Annotated in this window: 16 protein-coding genes; 10 read left to right on the forward strand and 6 right to left on the reverse strand. The window is 59.3% G+C overall.

Annotation, left to right across the window (positions count from 1 at the left end; genetic code table 11):
- Positions 1-397 precede the first annotated feature (397 nt).
- Complete coding sequence (gene yaaA, locus KGB29_RS26630) at positions 398-1177, reverse strand: peroxide stress protein YaaA (RefSeq protein ID WP_110662493.1); 780 nt, start codon at positions 1175-1177, stop codon at positions 398-400.
- A 266-nt stretch (positions 1178-1443) separates the two neighbouring features.
- On the opposite strand from yaaA, the gene KGB29_RS26635 reads away from it, so the two are divergent.
- The 6 genes from KGB29_RS26635 (at position 1444) to KGB29_RS26660 (ending at position 6798) form a co-directional block, all read left to right on the forward strand.
- The gene (locus KGB29_RS26635; protein ID WP_150814301.1) at positions 1444-2568 is read left to right on the forward strand and encodes a polysaccharide deacetylase family protein; all 1125 of its coding nucleotides are present in this window, start codon (positions 1444-1446) and stop codon (positions 2566-2568) included.
- A 336-nt stretch (positions 2569-2904) separates the two neighbouring features.
- Positions 2905-4299: a PhoH family protein gene (locus KGB29_RS26640; RefSeq protein ID WP_008050144.1), complete on the forward strand. Its 1395-nt coding sequence runs from the start codon at positions 2905-2907 to the stop codon at positions 4297-4299.
- A 247-nt stretch (positions 4300-4546) separates the two neighbouring features.
- Positions 4547-5020 (forward strand): cyclic pyranopterin monophosphate synthase MoaC, encoded by a 474-nt coding sequence (gene moaC, locus KGB29_RS26645; protein ID WP_057713392.1) that lies wholly within the window; start codon positions 4547-4549, stop codon positions 5018-5020.
- On the forward strand, positions 5017-5259 hold the full coding sequence (moaD, locus tag KGB29_RS26650; RefSeq protein ID WP_150814302.1) for a molybdopterin converting factor subunit 1: 243 nt from the start codon (positions 5017-5019) through the stop codon (positions 5257-5259). Before moaC ends, moaD begins: the two co-directional genes overlap by 4 nt.
- A gap of 3 nt (positions 5260-5262) precedes the next feature.
- Positions 5263-5715, forward strand: a complete 453-nt coding sequence (gene moaE, locus KGB29_RS26655; RefSeq protein ID WP_007989960.1) for a molybdopterin synthase catalytic subunit MoaE — start codon at positions 5263-5265, stop codon at positions 5713-5715.
- A 306-nt stretch (positions 5716-6021) separates the two neighbouring features.
- Entirely contained in the window at positions 6022-6798 is a 777-nt protein-coding gene (locus KGB29_RS26660) for an ABC transporter substrate-binding protein (RefSeq protein WP_150814303.1), read from the forward strand.
- Between the two features lie 134 nt (positions 6799-6932).
- On the opposite strand, the gene KGB29_RS26665 is transcribed toward KGB29_RS26660, so the two are convergent.
- From KGB29_RS26665 to KGB29_RS26685, 5 genes are all read right to left on the reverse strand, one after another.
- Positions 6933-7574, reverse strand: coding sequence for a transcriptional regulator (locus KGB29_RS26665; RefSeq protein WP_150814304.1), 642 nt, complete (start codon positions 7572-7574; stop codon positions 6933-6935).
- Between the two features lie 90 nt (positions 7575-7664).
- A complete protein-coding gene (locus KGB29_RS26670) occupies positions 7665-8792 on the reverse strand; it encodes an NAD(P)/FAD-dependent oxidoreductase (protein ID WP_150814305.1) in 1128 nt (375 codons plus the stop codon).
- A gap of 225 nt (positions 8793-9017) precedes the next feature.
- On the reverse strand, positions 9018-9962 hold the full coding sequence (locus KGB29_RS26675) for an ornithine cyclodeaminase family protein (RefSeq protein WP_150814306.1): 945 nt from the start codon (positions 9960-9962) through the stop codon (positions 9018-9020).
- A gap of 123 nt (positions 9963-10085) precedes the next feature.
- On the reverse strand, positions 10086-11576 hold the full coding sequence (rhlB, locus tag KGB29_RS26680; RefSeq protein WP_090457577.1) for an ATP-dependent RNA helicase RhlB: 1491 nt from the start codon (positions 11574-11576) through the stop codon (positions 10086-10088).
- A gap of 98 nt (positions 11577-11674) precedes the next feature.
- The gene (locus KGB29_RS26685; RefSeq protein WP_057713399.1) at positions 11675-12331 is read right to left on the reverse strand and encodes an alpha/beta hydrolase; all 657 of its coding nucleotides are present in this window, start codon (positions 12329-12331) and stop codon (positions 11675-11677) included.
- A gap of 469 nt (positions 12332-12800) precedes the next feature.
- Here KGB29_RS26685 and KGB29_RS26690 point away from each other — a divergent pair, with 469 nt between their 5' ends.
- From KGB29_RS26690 to KGB29_RS26705, 4 genes are all read left to right on the forward strand, one after another.
- Positions 12801-13832 carry an amino acid ABC transporter substrate-binding protein gene (locus KGB29_RS26690; protein WP_008018591.1) on the forward strand — a complete coding sequence of 344 codons (1032 nt, stop codon included), beginning with the start codon at positions 12801-12803 and terminating at the stop codon, positions 13830-13832.
- 65 nt (positions 13833-13897) lie between these two features.
- Positions 13898-15079 (forward strand): amino acid ABC transporter permease, encoded by a 1182-nt coding sequence (locus KGB29_RS26695; protein ID WP_057713400.1) that lies wholly within the window; start codon positions 13898-13900, stop codon positions 15077-15079.
- A gap of 10 nt (positions 15080-15089) precedes the next feature.
- Positions 15090-16187, forward strand: a complete 1098-nt coding sequence (locus tag KGB29_RS26700; protein WP_057713401.1) for an amino acid ABC transporter permease — start codon at positions 15090-15092, stop codon at positions 16185-16187.
- Between the two features lie 28 nt (positions 16188-16215).
- Positions 16216-16980: an amino acid ABC transporter ATP-binding protein gene (locus tag KGB29_RS26705; RefSeq protein ID WP_007989979.1), complete on the forward strand. Its 765-nt coding sequence runs from the start codon at positions 16216-16218 to the stop codon at positions 16978-16980.
- Positions 16981-17094: the final 114 nt, after the last annotated feature.

A 17094-nucleotide genomic window follows, 5' to 3' on the forward strand; every position in this document is an offset into this window, starting at 1 on the left:
CGAATCGCTTATCTGCGTAAGTTATCTCGTACACGCTCGGCGAGAATCGTTACCGGTGGTATGAGCGGCGCGTTTGGACATAGTTCCAGCCCACTCATCGCGAAATCTGAAATTTCTTGAAATATTGAGAAAGATGGCACTGCTCTCAAATTGATAGCACTTGCCGTTTCGCCCTTTATATATAGGCGGATAATTGGGTCGGATAGTTTTTTGCCACTACTGTTAAAAAAAGTCAGTGCCACTACGCAAAAAAATGATTGAAGTCGAGTGAAACTAAAGTTAGAAAATCAGCTGGTGTTTTTATGGCGCCAAAAAAATGGCGAAATGGCGGGGAAGTCTGAAGTGAGTCAAGGGTCGGCGCACGAGGGTTGTGGAGGTCGTGCGCCGACCGGATGCATCACTCTGGTGCGTGATCGCGTAGAAACACCAGATTGTCCGGCTTGGACTGTTCGGCGCTGTAGCGATAGCCTTGAACGTCGAACTGCTTGAGGGTGACCGGGTCGTTGATGCGTTCTTCGATGACGAAGCGACTCATCAAGCCACGGGCCTTTTTCGCGTAGAAGCTGATGATCTTGTACTGGCCGTTCTTCAGGTCCTTGAATTCGGTATTGATGATGCGCGCGTTCAAGGCGTTGCGTTTGACGGCCGAGAAGTACTCGTTGGACGCAAGGTTGAGCAGCACGTCATCGCCTTGATCGACCAGGGCTTCGTTCAGCCATTCGCTGATGCGCGTGCCCCAGAAGGCATACAAATCCTTGCCCCGAGCGTTGGCCAGTTTGGTTCCCATTTCCAGGCGATAGGGTTGCATCAGGTCCAGCGGGCGCAGCAGGCCATAGAGGCCAGAGAGCATGCGCAGGTGTTTTTGGGCGTAATCGAAATCGGCTTCGCTGAGGGTCTGCGCATTCATGCCGGTGTACACATCGCCCTTGAAGGCCAGCAGCGCCTGCTTGGCGTTTTCCGGGGTGAACGCGGGCGTCCAGCTGCCGAAACGCGCGGCGTTGAGCCCGCCGATCTTGTCGGAGACGTGCATCAATTCGCTGATTTGTGCGGGCGTCAGCTCGCGCAATTGCAGGATCAACTCCTGGGAGTGGTCGAGGTACTGCGGTTGGGTGAAGCGCTGGGTCGCCGGCGGTGTTTCATAGTCGAGGGTCTTGGCGGGTGAAATCACCATCAGCATGAAGTCGTCTCCTTTAATCGTGGCGGCGATTCTAGGGGGTTGTCCTCGTTGACTCCAGCTATCGCGTCCATAGGTGATGGCCGGTTCGCCACCAACCCCTTGTGGGAGCGGGCTTGCTCGCGAATGCGGTATGACATTCAGCGAAAATGTCGACTGATACACCGCTTTCGCGAGCAAGCCCGCTCCCACAGTGGTTCGGTGTTGCTGCAGGAGGTGTGTCTGGATCAGCTATAGTGCCGCGCGGGTTTTGTTATGGAGACATCCCATTGCGTATCGCTTTTCTCATTTCGATCTGGCTACTGAGCTTCGGCGCCATCGCGGCTCCGGGCGATGTGGCGACGCTCGATCGCAGCACCTGGCCGGAGAAACTCGGCAACCCGACACTGTTCGACGTGGCGTCCAGGGCCGAGATCCTCATGTTTTCCAGTGTCCTGTTGGCCAGCGAGTCGCTGAATGAGCCCGCCCTGGCCCAGCGCCTGGGCCTGCGCACGATCAATCTGGAGTCGGTCGACCGGGTTCGTCAGCGCATGTGGCAACGGTTGCTGGCCAACTACAACTTCGCCCAACAGAGTTGCGACCAGGATGCCTCCTTCTGTTTTCTGGTCGAAGACATGCCCACCTTGCGCGAGCAGGCTGCCAAATTCCAGGTCGGCGCAGACAGCTATTACATCAAGTGGGCCGAGCCGAGCCGTGCGTTCCACACCCAGTACCTGGACGAACAGTTGCGCAAGGCCGCTTTGTTCCCGCAAACCAGCAGCGAAGTCGATCATTTTGGCGACTATGAGCGCAGCGGCGGCGGGATGCATGACCGGCTGTTTCTGCTGACCTTCGACAGCGCGGCCAACGCCGCACCGGATAACACCGCCTGGGTCGCCGAGTACCTGCGCAAGTCGAACCTGAGCGGGACGTTCTTCGTCCTCGGCAAGGACATCCAGGCCCGTTTGGCCGAACATTCGGTCAGTAACCTGCAAGCGACCTACTCGAGCCAGTGCATCGGCGTACAAGGCTGGGAGTTCCGTTCCCACAGCCACTGGCAGGACTGGCAGGACTCGGTGCGCCGCAGCGCCGAACTGGTCAAGAGCAAGCTGCCGGAGAACTACGTGCCCCTGTTCCGTCCGCCCGACGGTCAGCGCCGTTCCGATGCCGAAGGCTTCTTCAAGACTCAGGGGTTGCAGGTAGCGTTGTGGGACATCGACGCCCAGGATGGTGCCGGCAAACTCAAGGGCAACCCGAGTGCGCAACGGGTGCTGACCCTGATGCTGCTGTGGCGGCACGGAGTGATCAATTTCAATGTGAAACAGGATGCAGTGAAAACGGCGTTGCCGTGGCTGGTCACGCAAACGGCGCCTGTCGGGATCGGCTGGGAGGATTGCCAGGATGCGTTTCGCTGAAAATGACAAAACCCCGTAAACATTGGGTTTTTGGCAATTTTGGAAGGGGATTCGTTGCAGGTGGACTTCCGACTTTAAACGGGTGATGGCAGTCCGCCAAGTGCTATTGGTCAATCTGCAAAATAAACTTCAAAAAAGCGTCAAAGTACTTTTTTCTGTCACACGTTTTGGAGTATTACGAAGACAGACCGCCGAAACCTGCAACACAGGTGGCGTCTTCCAAGACCCCGCATGTATGCAGAACACTTGAGTCCCCGCAGGTGTATTCGGCAGTCACTTCGAGGCGCAGCACCGTCAAGGTATTGCGTCGAATGGCTCCCACAAAGGTGACCGAGTATGGATGATCACGGACGTAGCTCTTCTTCCAACCAGCCAATCCTTTATGTACTCGATACCAACGTATTGATTCACGATCCAAACGCGCTGCTTAACTTCGAAGAACACCACGTCGCGATCCCGATGACCGTGCTTGAAGAGCTCGACAAGCTCAAGAGCGGGCATCACAGCGTAGCCGCCGAATGCCGCCAGGCCATCCGCCTGATCGACAAGACTCTGGGCGATGCCTCACCCGAGGACGTCGAGCAGGGTGTGCCGATCCAGCGTGGCAAAAGCGGACCCAAGGGTTTGCTGTCAATTTTGATGAGCAAGCATGCCGAGCCGAACCTGATTCTGCCCGAGCACCTGAACGACAACAAAATCATCAATCAACTGATCGACCTGCACGCGCGCGATCCGAAGAAGCCCGTGGTGCTGGTCACCAAAGACATCAACATGCGCCTCAAGGCGCGCGCCTGCGGAATCGCGGCCGAGGACTACAGCACCGACCAACTGGTCGATGACGTGTCCTTGCTGCCCAATGGCTACCACAACATGACCGGCTCTTTCTGGGACCGCGTGAGCAAGGTTGAAACCCGTCAGGACCACGGCCGCACCTGGCATCAGGTGCAATTGATCGACAACCTGCCGGCGGTGCACATCAACGAATTCATCATTGATGAACAGGGCTTTGTCGGCTGGATCAAGGAGATTGAAGAGGACCGCTTGCTGATCCTCGACCTGCACCAGGAACCGCTGCTGCACCAGGAAGCCTGGGGCCTCAAGCCGCGTGATATCTATCAGAGCCTGGCGTTGTACGCCTTGCTCGATCCGGATATCCACCTGGTCAACCTGTCGGGTGCCGCGGGTTCGGGTAAAACCATCCTGGCGCTGGCCGCTGCGATCGAGCAGACCATGGTCAGCAAACGTTATCGCCGCATCATCGCTACCCGTAGCGTGCAGGGCCTGGATCAGGAAATCGGCTTCCTGCCCGGTACCGAGGCGGAAAAAATGGAGCCGTGGCTGGGCGCCATCACCGACAACCTCGAAGCCTTGCACATGGATGACGAAAGCACCCATGGCAGCGTCGACTACATCCTCAGCAAAGTGCCGTTGCAGTTCAAATCCCTCAACTACATCCGGGGCCGCAGCTTCCAGCAGAGCCTGATCCTGATCGACGAATGCCAGAACCTCACGCCGCACCAGATGAAAACCATCATCACCCGTGCCGGTGCCGGTTCCAAAGTGGTGTGCCTGGGCAACCTGGCACAGATCGACACCCCTTACCTGTCCGCGACCAGCTCCGGGCTGACCTACCTCACTGAACGCTTCAAGGACTTCCCGAACGGGGTGCACATCACCCTGCAAGGGGTACCACGTTCGATCCTGGCCGAATACGCCGAATCGCATCTGTAACTGTCCACCGAAACCGGGCGCCCGCAAGGTCGCCCGGTTTTTTATACCCAACACAAATCCAAATGTAGGAGCGAGCCTGCTCGCGATGGACGTCAACGAAAACGCGTGCTACCTGAATGGCCGCGTTGTCCCTGCGTTTTTCGCGAGCAGGCTCGCTCCTACAGGGGGATTGTGTGAGCCGATAATCGTGCGTGCGGAAAATTGACCCGCAGGTTTACAATCGACGCTCCTGATCAGGAGTAATCCCGTGCTGACTCATCTCGATTCCCAAGGTCGCGCCAACATGGTCGACGTCACTGAAAAAGCCGTGACGTTCCGTGAGGCGACCGCTCAAGCGCTGGTGCGCATGCTGCCCGAAACCCTGCAGATGATCGTCAGTGGCGGCCACCCCAAGGGTGATGTGTTTGCCGTGGCACGCATTGCCGGTATACAGGCGGCGAAGAAAACCAGCGATCTGATTCCCCTGTGCCATCCGCTGATGCTGACCGGCGTCAAGGTCGAGCTCAGTGCCGAAGGCGAGGATTCGGTGCGCATCGTGGCGCGTTGCAAGCTGTCAGGGCAGACCGGCGTCGAGATGGAGGCCCTGACCGCCGCCAGCGTCGCCGCGCTGACGATCTACGACATGTGCAAGGCCGTGGACCGTGGCATGACCATCGAAAGCGTGCGTTTGCTGGAGAAGGTCGGCGGCAAGAGCGGACATTTCCAGGCGGAGCAGTCATGAACGTTACCGTAAAGTTTTTCGCCCGTTATCGTGAAGCGTTGGGTCTGGAGTCGGTGAATGTAGAAGGCAACTTCGCCACCGTCGACGACGTCCGCGCACTGTTGGCCCAACGTGACGGTGCCGAGGTGTTGAGCGAGCAGAACCTGATGTGCGCCCGCAACGAAGACCTGTGCCAGCTCGACGAGCCGGTCAGCGACGGCGATGAAGTGGCGTTCTTTCCGACTGTGACCGGAGGCTGAACCATGGCGATTCGCGTGCAGTCCACGGCGTTCGACCCTGGGGCCGAAGTCAACGCCATGCACGATGCCAATGTCGGCGTGGGTGCAGTGGTGAGTTTTGTCGGCTACGTGCGCGACTTCAATGACGGCCTCGACGTGGCCGGGATGTTCCTCGAACACTATCCCGGCATGACTGAAAAAGCGTTGGGCAAGATCGCCATCGAGGCAGAGCAGCGCTGGCCGCTGCTCAAGCTGGAAGTGCTGCACCGCATCGGCGCCCTGGAGCCGGGCGAACCGATTGTCTTCGTCGGCGCGGCCAGCGCCCATCGTCAGGCGGCATTCGACGCCTGCGCCTTTGTCATGGATTACCTGAAAACCCGTGCGCCGTTCTGGAAGAAAGAAAACACCAGTGACGGGCCGCGTTGGGTCGAGGGGCGTGACAGTGATCATGCGGCGGCGGATCGCTGGAAGCAGTAGTTTCTGCGGCGTTCTTTAGTCCGTCTTCGCGAGCAAGCCCGCTCCCACAATGGATCTGGTTGAACACAAATTTTGTGTACGACACAGAACCCTGTGGGAGCGGGCTTGCTCGCGAAGGGGACATCCGACTCACCCAATACCTTGCAGAACCACCACCCGACCACCGGCCGGCGCGAGCTGCATTTACCTCATTGACGATGCATACATAAAAGTCCAGTATGGAATTATAAGTACAAAAAAGGTTTCCACCCGTTTCAGCTTTTTCTTCTGTCTTGCCAAACCAACAACAACCGCGAGAAAACGAACATGAAGAAGTTCCCCCTCATTACCGGTCTGGCCCTGAGCCTGTTGGCGTGCAGCTCTGTGTTCGCCGCCGAGAAAACCCTGCGCATCGGTATCGAAGCGGCGTATCCACCGTTCGCCTCGAAAACCGACAAAGGCGAAATCGTCGGTTTCGACTATGACATCGGCAATGCCTTGTGCGCACAGATGAAGGCCAAGTGTGTGTGGGTCGAAGGTGAGTTCGATGGTCTGATTCCGTCCCTGAAGGTGAAGAAAATCGACATGGCGCTGTCGTCCATGACCATCAATGAAGATCGCAAGAAGTCGGTGGACTTCACCCACAAGTACTATTTCACCTCGTCGCGTCTGGTGATGAAGGACGGTGCGGTGGTGGATGACCAGTACGCCAGCCTCAAGGGCAAGACTGTCGGTGTGCAGCGCGCCACCACCACCGACCGTTACGCCTCCGAGGTGTTCGAGCCCAAGGGCATCAACGTCAAGCGCTACAGCAACAACGAAGAAATCTACATGGATCTGGCCGCCGGTCGCCTCGACGCGATTTTTGCCGACACCATTCCACTGAATGACTTCCTGTCGATGCCGCGAGGCAAGGGTTACGCCTTTGTCGGGCCGGAGCTCAAAGATCCGAAATATGTGGGCGAGGGTGCCGGGATTGCCGTGCGCAAGGGCAACACCGAGTTGGTCAGCGAGCTGAACACGGCCATTGATGGCATTCGCGCCAGTGGTGAGTATCAGAAGATTTCGGACAAGTACTTCAAGTCCGACATTTACGGCGACTGATAGTCCGCTTTCGCGAGCAAGCCCACTCCCACAATGGATCTCTACCAAACACAGATTTTGTGTTCGACGCAGAACCAGTGTGGGAGCGGGCTTGCTCGCGAAGAGGCCAGATCAAGCAATACAAATCTCAGGGCCTAGCCCTTCAATTCCTTCAAATGCTTGTACACCGTCGCCCGGCCCATGTTCAGCACATTGGCCACGTAGTTCGAGGCGCTTTTGCCCTTGAACGCGCCTTCGGCGTGCAACGCCAGCACCAGTTCACGCTTGTGGTCGCGGGTCAGCAGATTCAGGCTCAACTGACGTTCGCGCAGCCAGGCGTGGAGGAAGGTGTTGATCCGCTCCTGCCAGTCATCGCGGAACAGTGCATCCGGTTGCGGGATCAGCTTGGTCGGCGACAGGAACAGGTCCAGGGCGGCCTTGGCATTCTCGAACAGCGAAATATTCAGGTTGATGCACAGCACCGCCAGCGGACGACCTTCGCTGTCCCGTAGCACCGTGCTGAGGCTGCGAATCTTCTGACCATCCCAGTTGAGCTTTTCGTACGGCCCGATATTTCGTTCGCTGACATCGTCGCTGAGCATGTCTTCCAGCGCCGAGTCGTCGCCGATTTCCCGCTTGGACAGGTTGTTGGCGATGTAGTCGACCTTTTGCGTGCGCAGGTCGTGCAGCACCACTTCGGCGTGGGGGAAAAACAACGTGGCGATGGCGTCGGCAATCGCGTGGAAGTTATCCAGGGACGTGTCGTCCAGGGCCGAGTCTTTTTCGGGGGCGTTCATACAGTGGAACTCCAGGCGGCGTCAGCGCCCCATCAAAGGGGCGCTGAAAGTGTGCCGTAATCGTGTGGGCTCGTCACCTGAGGATCAGGATCAGCCAAGGCGGGCAGGGGAGAGCATTTCGGCATTCAGGCCGAAACGGCCGAGCGATTCGGGCAACGCGGCACCGCGCACCAGTGCCGCGCTGGCCTGGCCCATGGCCGGCGAGGTCTGGATGCCATAACCGCCTTGTGCCGCCACCCAGAACAGCCCCCCTACCAGTGGGTCGAAGCCGGACAACAGGTCGCCGTCGCTGACGAAGCTGCGCAGGCCGGCCCAGGTGCGGGTCGGGCGGCGAATGGTCAGGGTCGTGGCTTCTTCGATCTGGTAGATGCCCATGGCGATGTCCAGCTCTTCGGGCTGCACGTCGTGGGGTTCCACCGGGTCGGCGTTGGCCGGCGAGCCGAGGAACATCCCGGCGTCGGGTTTCATGTAGAAGGATTCATCGAGGCTGACCAGCATCGGCCAATGGTGGATGTCCACGCCTTCGGGGCCGGCGAAGATGAACGCGGCACGGCGTTTGGGTTGCAGGCCCAGGGGTTTGGCGCCGGCCAGTTCGCCGATCTTGTCGGCCCAGGCGCCGGCGGCGTTGATGATGATTGGCGCGCTGAACGTCTGGCTGTTGGTCTGAACGTGCCATGCACCTTGGCCGTCGCGGCTCAGGCCGACGACTTCGCTGTCGGTATGCACTTCGCCCTGGTTGCGGCGGATACCGCGCAAATAGCCCTGGTGCAGGGCATCGGTGTCAATGTCGCTGGCGGTCGGGTCGTAGATGGCGCCGTGGACCTTTTCCCGGCGCAGGATCGGCACCAGCGCGCAGGCCTCGTCGGCGCCAAGCAATTGCATCTCCGGGACCGTGGTTTTTGCGCTCTGGTATTGCCTGTTAAGTTCGTCCGGGTCGCCGGTCAAGTCCACGGTCATTTCGCCCCGCGGGGTCAGCAGCGGGTGTTCGCAGAAACCGCTGGGCGGGTTGTCGAAAAAGTCCCGGCTGGCCAGGGTCAGCGCCCGTACTTGCGGGGTGCCGTAGGCCGCGGTGTACAGCGCCGCCGAACGGCCGGTGGAGTGATAGGCCGGATGGGATTCGCGTTCGAGCACGATCACGCGGCCGTGCTGCGACAACCAGAAACCTGTGGAAGCACCGGCAATTCCGCCGCCGATGATGATGAAATCTGCCTGGCTCATGAACGTCTCCTGGTGGGGCGAAAATGCCAAAATTGTGGTTGCTACCTGTGGGAACCGGACTCTGTGGCGAGGGGGCTCGCCCCCGTTCGACTGCGCAGCAGTCGCAATTCCCGAGCATGGGGTTTTACTGAGTGACCACCGCCGTCGATTTTGGGGCGGCTTCGCCACCCAACGGGGGCAAGCCCCCTCGCCACAAAAGCTCACTCCCACAGATGAGTGGTGGTGTCAGTGAGATAGGCGATAGATCGCATTGGCCAGCGCAATGTCTTCCAGGCCCAGGCCGATGGAGCGGAAAAACACATGACGGTCGTAGTCGGGGCGCTGCACTTTCTCGCTGAGCAGGTCGGGCAGGTCGCCGACAATCGCGCCCTTGTCCCAGCCGTGCCGTTCGGCGGCGATCAGCATTTCACCGGCCGAGCCCGGGGTGGTCAGACGATAGTCGCAGAACACCTGCATGTCGTTGAGGCTCTGCGGCGGCACTTCGTGGGCACGCGGCGCATTGGTGCTGATGGAGGTGATCAACGCCGGTTTGCGCAAGCTCGACGGATCGATCACCGGACCGGCGGACGAGGTGCAGAGCATGATCACGTCGGCATCCTGAACGGCAGCTTCGCGGCTGTCGACGATGTTCAGGCGTGGCTCGATGTTTTTCAGCAGGCTCACGGTTTCGGCATCTTCGTTAAGGCTAGGCGAGTACAGGCTGATGCTCTGCCAGTCGCGCAGGCCTTTCACGTAGTGCAGGTGCGCCTGGGCCACTTTACCGCTGCCGATGATGGCCAGACGATTGGCTGTGAGTGGCGCCAGGGCGTCGACTGCCACGGCGGTGGTGGCCGCCGTGCGCGCGGTGGTCAGTTCTCCGGCATCGCACAGCAACAGCGGCTGGCCGGTCTGCATCGACATCAGCAGCGTCCATGCAGTCACCAGCGGCCCCTGTTCACGGACGATGTACGGTGACGTCTTGATCCCGTACACGCCGTCTTCGGCCAGCACGCCCAGGTAATTGATGAAGTCGCCGGCACCCTGCGGGAACTCCACCAGTTGCTGCGCCGGTTGCACCGCTTGCCCGGCGGCCAGGTCGCGGAACAGTTTGCGTAGAATCTGCGGCACATCGACTCGCGCCAGATACTCGCGGGCCTGGGCTTGGGTGATCACTTGGGGAGTACTGGACATGGTCGGCTCCGGGATTTGAATTAAACTAATTTGTCCATTATGGACTTTTAGTTCTCTAGAACAATATCCGGGCGAAAAAAAAGCGCAGTCCGTTGCCGGCTGCGCTTGTCTTTTCAGCGTCGCTTAATGAGGACGCTTGCGCTCAACCGCCCGCAACAGATGCGTCGGTGGCGTTTCACAGCTGATCTTGCGCCCCAGCTTTTCCTCGATGGACGGTAACTGGTAGGAGTCGTCTTCACCGGCAAAGCTGATGGACACACCGTCGGCACCCGCACGACCGGTACGACCGATGCGGTGCACGTAGTCGTCCGGCACTTCCGGCAGGGTGAAGTTGATCACGTGGCTGATGCCGTCGATGTGGATACCGCGACCGGCCACATCGGTGGCGACCAGTACGCGGATTTTGCCTTCGCGGAAGCCTTCGAGGGTCTTGATGCGCTTGTGCTGCGGCACGTCGCCGGACAGTTGCGCGGCGTTGATGCCGTCGCGCACCAGGCGTTCTTCGATGCGCCGCACTTCATCCTTGCGGTTGGCGAAGACAATGACCCGCTCCCAACCATTGTCGTTGACCAGGTTGTAGAGCAGCTTGTACTTGTCGGCACCGGCCACCGCGTAGATGTGCTGCTCGACGTTTTCGTTGGCAACGTTCTGCGACTCGATCTCGACGATCGACGGATCGGTGGTCCATTGCTTGGCCAGGTTCATCACGTCTTCGGTGAAGGTCGCGGAGAACAGCAGCGTCTGGCGCTCGGACTTCGGCGGCGTCTGGCGAATGATCTGGCGCACTTGAGGGATGAAGCCCATGTCGAGCATGCGGTCGGCTTCGTCCAGCACCATCACTTCGACCATGTCCAGATGCACGTCGCCGCGCTGGTTGAAGTCCAGCAGGCGGCCCGGCGTGGCCACGAGGATGTCGCAGTGGCGGGCTTCGAGGTGCTTGAGCTGCTTGTCGAAGTCCATGCCACCGACGAACGTCATGACGTTGAGGCCGGTGTACTTGGTCAGGTCGGCGGCGTCCTTGGCGATCTGCACCACCAGTTCGCGGGTCGGCGCGATGATCAGTGCCCTTGGCTCACCCATGTAGCGCTCTTTCGGCGGCGGGGTCTGCAGCAACTGGGTGATGATCGAGATCAGGAACGCAGCGGTCTTGCCGGTACCGGTCTGGGCGCGGCCGATGGCGTCTTTGCCCGCGAGGGTGAAGCCCAGCACCTGTGCCTGGATCGGCGTGCAATACGGGAAGCCCAGATCCTGGATGGCGTGCATCAGTTCAGGGGCGAGTTTGAAATCGTGGAAGCGGGTCTTGCCTTCCTGGGGTTCGACGACGAAGTCTTCGAGTTTCCATGGGATGACCGGTGCCTTGGGCTTGGGTTCGCGGCGCGGTTTGGCGGGTTTCGGCGTGTCGCTGCGCGGCTGCTCCGGGGCTGTGATCGCCGCAGGCTGGGCGTCTTCTACGGTCTTCGGCTCGTGCTTGGGTGCAGTCGTGGTGGCGGTCCGTTCAGACTGATTGCCGTCGGTGCGGTGGCCGGGAGCGTGAGACGGAGCGCTGGGGACTGGCGCGAGTTGCTCAGTCTCGCTTTTACCGAACATTTTCTTGAGTGCTTTGAGCACGGTCATCTCATCAATTGGTTAAGGAATGTACGCCGGGCAGTGTAATGCAAGAATCGGGCGCGGCGTAGTGGGATGGATCAAAGGGCGCTTTTAAACAGAAATGCTTAACGCAAGCGCTCGGCGAGCCAGACGCCGATGTCGCGAATTTCTTCGGGTAACACTTCGTGACCCATTGGGTATTCCTGCCATGTCACGGTGACACCACGCAGCTTCAAATGCTCGTAGGCGCTGCGCCCCATCGAGTTCTGCACCACATCGTCGTACTGGCCGTGCAGGCACAGCACTGGGATGCGCTGCTGGCTGGCGGACATTTCCAGTTGGTCACTGAAAGTCGGTGCATAAGTGGAGAGGGCGAGTACGCCACCCAGTGGTCCCTGCCATTTCAGAAACGCGGTGTGGAGCACCACCGCACCACCCTGTGAAAAACCTGCCAGGAAAATCCGCGAGGCGTCTATTCCGCTGGCCTTCTGCGTTTCGATCAGTTCGATGATCCAGTTGGCAGATTCTTCCAATTGCTCGCGGTTGATCGCGCGCGCGGGGCTCATGGCCAATATGTCGTACCAGCTCGGCATCTCGTATCCGCCATTGATGGTGACGGCGCGGCTCGGCGCCTGGGGCAAAACAAAGCGGGTGCTCAGCAGGGTTTCCTGCAGGGCTTCGGCCACTGGCAGGAAGTCGTAGCGATCGGCACCGAGGCCGTGCAGCCAGATAACGCAGGCATCTGCGGTCTTGACGGGTTCAAGAATCAAGGGGTTGGTCATGGCTGCTCCAAAATTGTGCGTGCGCTCTCATTGAGTGCTAAGGCTGAGTGCGTGTCTGGTTGATCAGTTACGAAGATGTCGCAAGGTTACAAGTTTTGCTATTGACCTGCAGCTGAACCGCTTCGGAGAGCAGTGTGGTACGGGCTTTGCTATGGCGAAGTCTGTATGAAAAATCCCACGCCTGTCGGTAACACTATCAGGCCAAGGTTATTAGTGGGATTGAAAAGAATCCGGTGATGGATGTTCGCCAAAGGCCGATATGGGGCTTCGCGAACGTGAAAGGGCTACAGCCCGTTCGGCCGACTGGTGAGAGTGAGTTTTCCATGACGTGGATTTTCTCCTACTAGACTCATAGCTAACGTCTTACGTCGGTTGACCCCCAAAACAAGCCAACACGGGTCGACTACGCCTCAAAAGGGTGCGACAGGACTCACGCTCCGACACAACAAGAGCAAAACTGGAGGTTTGAATGAAGATGTTGAAATCCACCCTGGCTATCGTGACTGCAGCCGCAGTACTCGGTGTCAGCGGGTTTGCCCAGGCGGGCGCAACCCTGGATGCAGTGATGAAGAAAGGTTTCGTGCAGTGTGGCGTCAGCGATGGCTTGCCAGGCTTCTCAGTTCCGGATTCCACCGGCAAGATCGTGGGTATCGATGCTGACTACTGCCGTGCAGTAGCGGCGGCAGTCTTCGGCGACGCGACCAAGGTCAAGTTCAGCCAGTTGAACGCCAAGGAGCGCTTCACCGCGCTGCAGTCCGGCGAAATCGACATTCTGTCGCGCAACACCACCATGACCAGCTCCCGTGACGCGGGCATGGGCCTGAAATTCCCGGGCTTCATTACCTACTACGACGGTATCGGCTTCCTGGTAAACAACAAGCTGGGCGTGAAAAGCGCTAAAGAGCTGGACGGTGCAACCATCTGCATCCAGGCCGGTACCACTACCGAGCTGAACGTTTCCGACTACTTCCGCGGCAACGGCCTGAAGTACACCCCGATCACCTTCGACACCTCCGATGAAAGCGCCAAGTCGCTGGAATCCGGTCGTTGTGACGTTCTGACCTCCGACAAATCCCAGCTGTTCGCCCAGCGCAGCAAGCTGGCTTCGCCGAAGGATTACGTGGTTCTGCCGGAAACCATTTCCAAGGAGCCTCTGGGCCCGGTCGTGCGTAATGGCGACGACGAGTGGCTGGCCATCGTGCGCTGGACTGGCTACGCCATGCTCAACGCTGAAGAGGCCGGCATCACTTCGAAGAACGTCGAAGCCGAAGCCAAGGGCACCAAGAACCCTGACGTTGCCCGTCTGCTGGGTACCGACGGTGAATACGGCAAAGACCTGAAAGTGAAGAAAGACTGGGTCGTGCAGATCATCAAGCAAGTCGGCAACTACGGCGAAGTGTTCGAGAAAAACCTCGGCAAGAGCACTCCGCTGGAAATCGACCGCGGGCTGAACGCTCTGTGGAACGCTGGCGGCATTCAATACGCACCACCAGTGCGCTGATGGTTCTATCACCCGGTGGGCCAACCACCGGGTGATGTTCTGTTCCATTATTTCCGGGGCACTTCATGCAAAATTCAATCGGCGCACCAAAGCAGAGGCTCAGCCTCAGCGATCCACGCGTGCGTGCTTGGGTATTCCAGATCATCACGATTATCGCGGTGGTCTCGCTGGGCTGGTATCTGTTCGATAACACCCAGACCAACCTGCAACACCGGGGCATCACCTCCGGTTTCGACTTTCTGGAGCGCAGTGCCGGTTTCGGCATCGCTCAACACCTGATCGACTACACCGAAGCGGACACATACGCCCGGGTGTTTGTCATTGGTCTGCTCAACACCTTGCTGGTGACCTTCATCGGCGTGATCCTGGCGACGATCCTGGGTTTCATCGTGGGTGTGGCGCGGCTGTCGAAGAACTGGATCATCGCCAAGCTGGCGACGGTATATGTGGAAGTCTTCCGCAACATTCCGCCGCTGCTGCAGATCCTGTTCTGGTACTTCGCGGTGTTCCTGACCATGCCGGGGCCGCGCAACAGTCATAACTTCGGCGACACCTTCTTCGTCAGCAGCCGTGGCCTGAACATGCCGGCCGCGTTGATGGCGGACGGCTTCTGGCCGTTTATGACCAGTGTTGTAGTCGCCATCGTCGCCATCGTGCTGATGAGCCGCTGGGCCACCAAGCGCTTCGAAGCCACCGGTGTGCCGTTCCACAAGTTCTGGGTTGGCCTGGCGATGTTCCTGGTCATCCCTGCGCTGTGTGCGCTGATTTTCGGTGCACCGGTGCACTGGGAAATGCCGAAGCTGCAAGGCTTCAACTTCGTCGGCGGCTGGGTGTTGATCCCGGAACTGCTGGCGCTGACGCTGGCTTTGACCGTGTACACCGCGGCGTTCATCGCCGAGATCGTGCGCTCTGGCATCAAGTCGGTCAGCCACGGCCAGACCGAAGCGGCGCATTCCCTCGGCCTGCGCAACGGTCCGACCCTGCGCAAGGTGATCATCCCGCAAGCCCTGCGCGTGATCATCCCGCCGCTGACCAGCCAATACCTGAACCTGGCGAAGAACTCCTCGCTGGCGGCCGGTATCGGTTATCCGGAAATGGTCTCGCTGTTTGCCGGGACCGTGCTCAACCAGACCGGCCAGGCGATCGAGGTGATTGCCATCACCATGAGCGTGTACCTGGCGATCAGTATCAGCATTTCCCTGCTGATGAACTGGTACAACAAGCGCATTGCGCTGATCGAGCGGTAAGGAAAAGCGCATGAGTACTCATACTTTCAAACCCGACATGCCACCGCCGGCCAAGGTCTTCGGCCCGATGGCGTGGATGCGCGCGAACATGTTCTCCAGCTGGCTCAACACCCTGCTGACCCTGTTTGCGTTCTACCTCATCTACCTGGTGGTACCGCCGATCCTGCAGTGGGCGATCCTTGACGCCAACTGGGTCGGCACCAGCCAGGCCGACTGCACGAAGGAGGGCGCCTGCTGGGTGTTCATCCAACAGCGCTTCGGCCAGTTCATGTACGGCTACTACCCGCCGGTACTGCGCTGGCGCGTGGACCTGACGGTGTGGCTGGCGATTGTCGGCGTGGCGCCGTTGTTCATCTCGCGCTTTCACCATAAGGCGGTGTACGGGCTGAGCTTCCTGGTGCTGTACCCGATCATTGCCTGGTGTCTGCTGCATGGCGGCGTATTGGGTCTGGACGCCGTGGCGACCAGCCAGTGGGGCGGCCTGATGCTGACCCTGGTGATTGCCACCGTCGGCATCGCCGGTGCGTTGCCGCTGGGGATCGTCCTGGCGCTGGGCCGTCGTTCGAACATGCCGGCGATTCGCGTGGTCTGCGTGACCTTCATCGAGTTCTGGCGCGGCGTGCCGTTGATCACGGTGCTTTTCATGTCCTCGGTGATGCTGCCGTTGTTCCTGCCGGAAGGCATGAACTTCGACAAGCTGCTGCGGGCGCTGATCGGCGTGATCCTGTTCCAGTCGGCCTACGTGGCCGAAGTGGTGCGCGGTGGTCTGCAAGCAATTCCCAAGGGACAGTACGAAGCGGCGGCGGCGATGGGCCTGGGTTACTGGCGCAGCATGGGGCTGGTGATTCTGCCGCAGGCCCTGAAACTGGTGATCCCCGGCATCGTCAACACCTTCATTGCGCTGTTCAAGGATACGAGCCTGGTGATCATCATCGGCCTGTTCGACCTGCTCAACAGCGTCAAGCAAGCCGCCGCCGACCCGAAATGGCTGGGCATGGCCACCGAAGGCTATGTGTTCGCCGCCCTGGTGTTCTGGATTTTCTGTTTTGGTATGTCGCGCTATTCCATGCATCTGGAACGCAAGCTCGACACTGGCCACAAGCGCTAAGTCGCTACCTAATTTAGGAAGTTTTGTGATGAGCGAAGCAATCAAACAGCCTGTGAGCCCTGAAGGCATTATTCAGATGCAGGGCGTGAACAAGTGGTACGGTCAGTTTCACGTACTCAAGGACATCAACCTCAACGTCAAGCAGGGCGAGCGTATCGTGCTGTGCGGCCCGTCGGGTTCCGGAAAGTCCACCACCATTCGCTGCCTCAACCGTCTGGAAGAGCACCAGCAGGGCCGCATCGTGGTCGATGGCGTGGAGCTGACCAACGACCTCAAGCAGATCGAAGCGATCCGCCGTGAAGTCGGCATGGTGTTCCAGCACTTCAACCTGTTCCCGCACCTGACCATCTTGCAGAACTGCACCCTGGCGCCGATGTGGGTGCGCAAGATGCCCAAGCGCAAGGCCGAGGAAATTGCCATGCACTACCTGGAACGCGTACGCATTCCGGAGCAGGCGCACAAGTACCCGGGGCAACTGTCCGGCGGTCAGCAACAGCGTGTGGCGATCGCTCGCGCGCTGTGCATGAAGCCGAAGATCATGCTGTTCGACGAACCGACCTCGGCACTCGACCCGGAGATGGTGAAAGAGGTACTGGACACAATGATCGGCCTGGCCGAAGACGGCATGACCATGCTCTGCGTGACCCATGAAATGGGCTTCGCGCGTACCGTGGCCAACCGCGTGATCTTCATGGACAAGGGCGAAATCGTCGAACAGGCAGCGCCGAACGACTTCTTCGACAAGCCGCAGAACGAGCGCACCAAGCTGTTCCTGAGCCAGATCCTGCATTGATCAACCCCAGGCACTGAAATAAACCCGGACTGAGTTCCGGGTTTATTTTTGCCTGCGGAAAACTCATACCCCTGTAGGAGCGAGCTTGCTCGCGATGGACTGGAGCGCGCCGCG

The organism is Pseudomonas sp. BF-B-30, from assembly GCF_019956305.1.
Taxonomy (GTDB): Bacteria; Pseudomonadota; Gammaproteobacteria; order Pseudomonadales; family Pseudomonadaceae; genus Aquipseudomonas; species Aquipseudomonas jessenii.

Coding starts and splice junctions, on each gene's coding strand:
- yaaA (WP_110662493.1), bottom strand. CDS start 1,177: ATGCTGATGGTGATTTCACCCGCCAAGACCCTCGACTATGAAACACCG.
- KGB29_RS26640 (WP_008050144.1), top strand. CDS start 2,905: ATGGATGATCACGGACGTAGCTCTTCTTCCAACCAGCCAATCCTTTAT.
- moaD (WP_150814302.1), top strand. CDS start 5,017: ATGAACGTTACCGTAAAGTTTTTCGCCCGTTATCGTGAAGCGTTGGGT.
- moaE (WP_007989960.1), top strand. CDS start 5,263: ATGGCGATTCGCGTGCAGTCCACGGCGTTCGACCCTGGGGCCGAAGTC.
- KGB29_RS26660 (WP_150814303.1), top strand. CDS start 6,022: ATGAAGAAGTTCCCCCTCATTACCGGTCTGGCCCTGAGCCTGTTGGCG.
- KGB29_RS26665 (WP_150814304.1), bottom strand. CDS start 7,574: ATGAACGCCCCCGAAAAAGACTCGGCCCTGGACGACACGTCCCTGGAT.
- KGB29_RS26670 (WP_150814305.1), bottom strand. CDS start 8,792: ATGAGCCAGGCAGATTTCATCATCATCGGCGGCGGAATTGCCGGTGCT.
- KGB29_RS26675 (WP_150814306.1), bottom strand. CDS start 9,962: ATGTCCAGTACTCCCCAAGTGATCACCCAAGCCCAGGCCCGCGAGTAT.
- rhlB (WP_090457577.1), bottom strand. CDS start 11,576: ATGACCGTGCTCAAAGCACTCAAGAAAATGTTCGGTAAAAGCGAGACT.
- KGB29_RS26685 (WP_057713399.1), bottom strand. CDS start 12,331: ATGACCAACCCCTTGATTCTTGAACCCGTCAAGACCGCAGATGCCTGC.
- KGB29_RS26690 (WP_008018591.1), top strand. CDS start 12,801: ATGAAGATGTTGAAATCCACCCTGGCTATCGTGACTGCAGCCGCAGTA.
- KGB29_RS26695 (WP_057713400.1), top strand. CDS start 13,898: ATGCAAAATTCAATCGGCGCACCAAAGCAGAGGCTCAGCCTCAGCGAT.
- KGB29_RS26700 (WP_057713401.1), top strand. CDS start 15,090: ATGAGTACTCATACTTTCAAACCCGACATGCCACCGCCGGCCAAGGTC.
- KGB29_RS26705 (WP_007989979.1), top strand. CDS start 16,216: ATGAGCGAAGCAATCAAACAGCCTGTGAGCCCTGAAGGCATTATTCAG.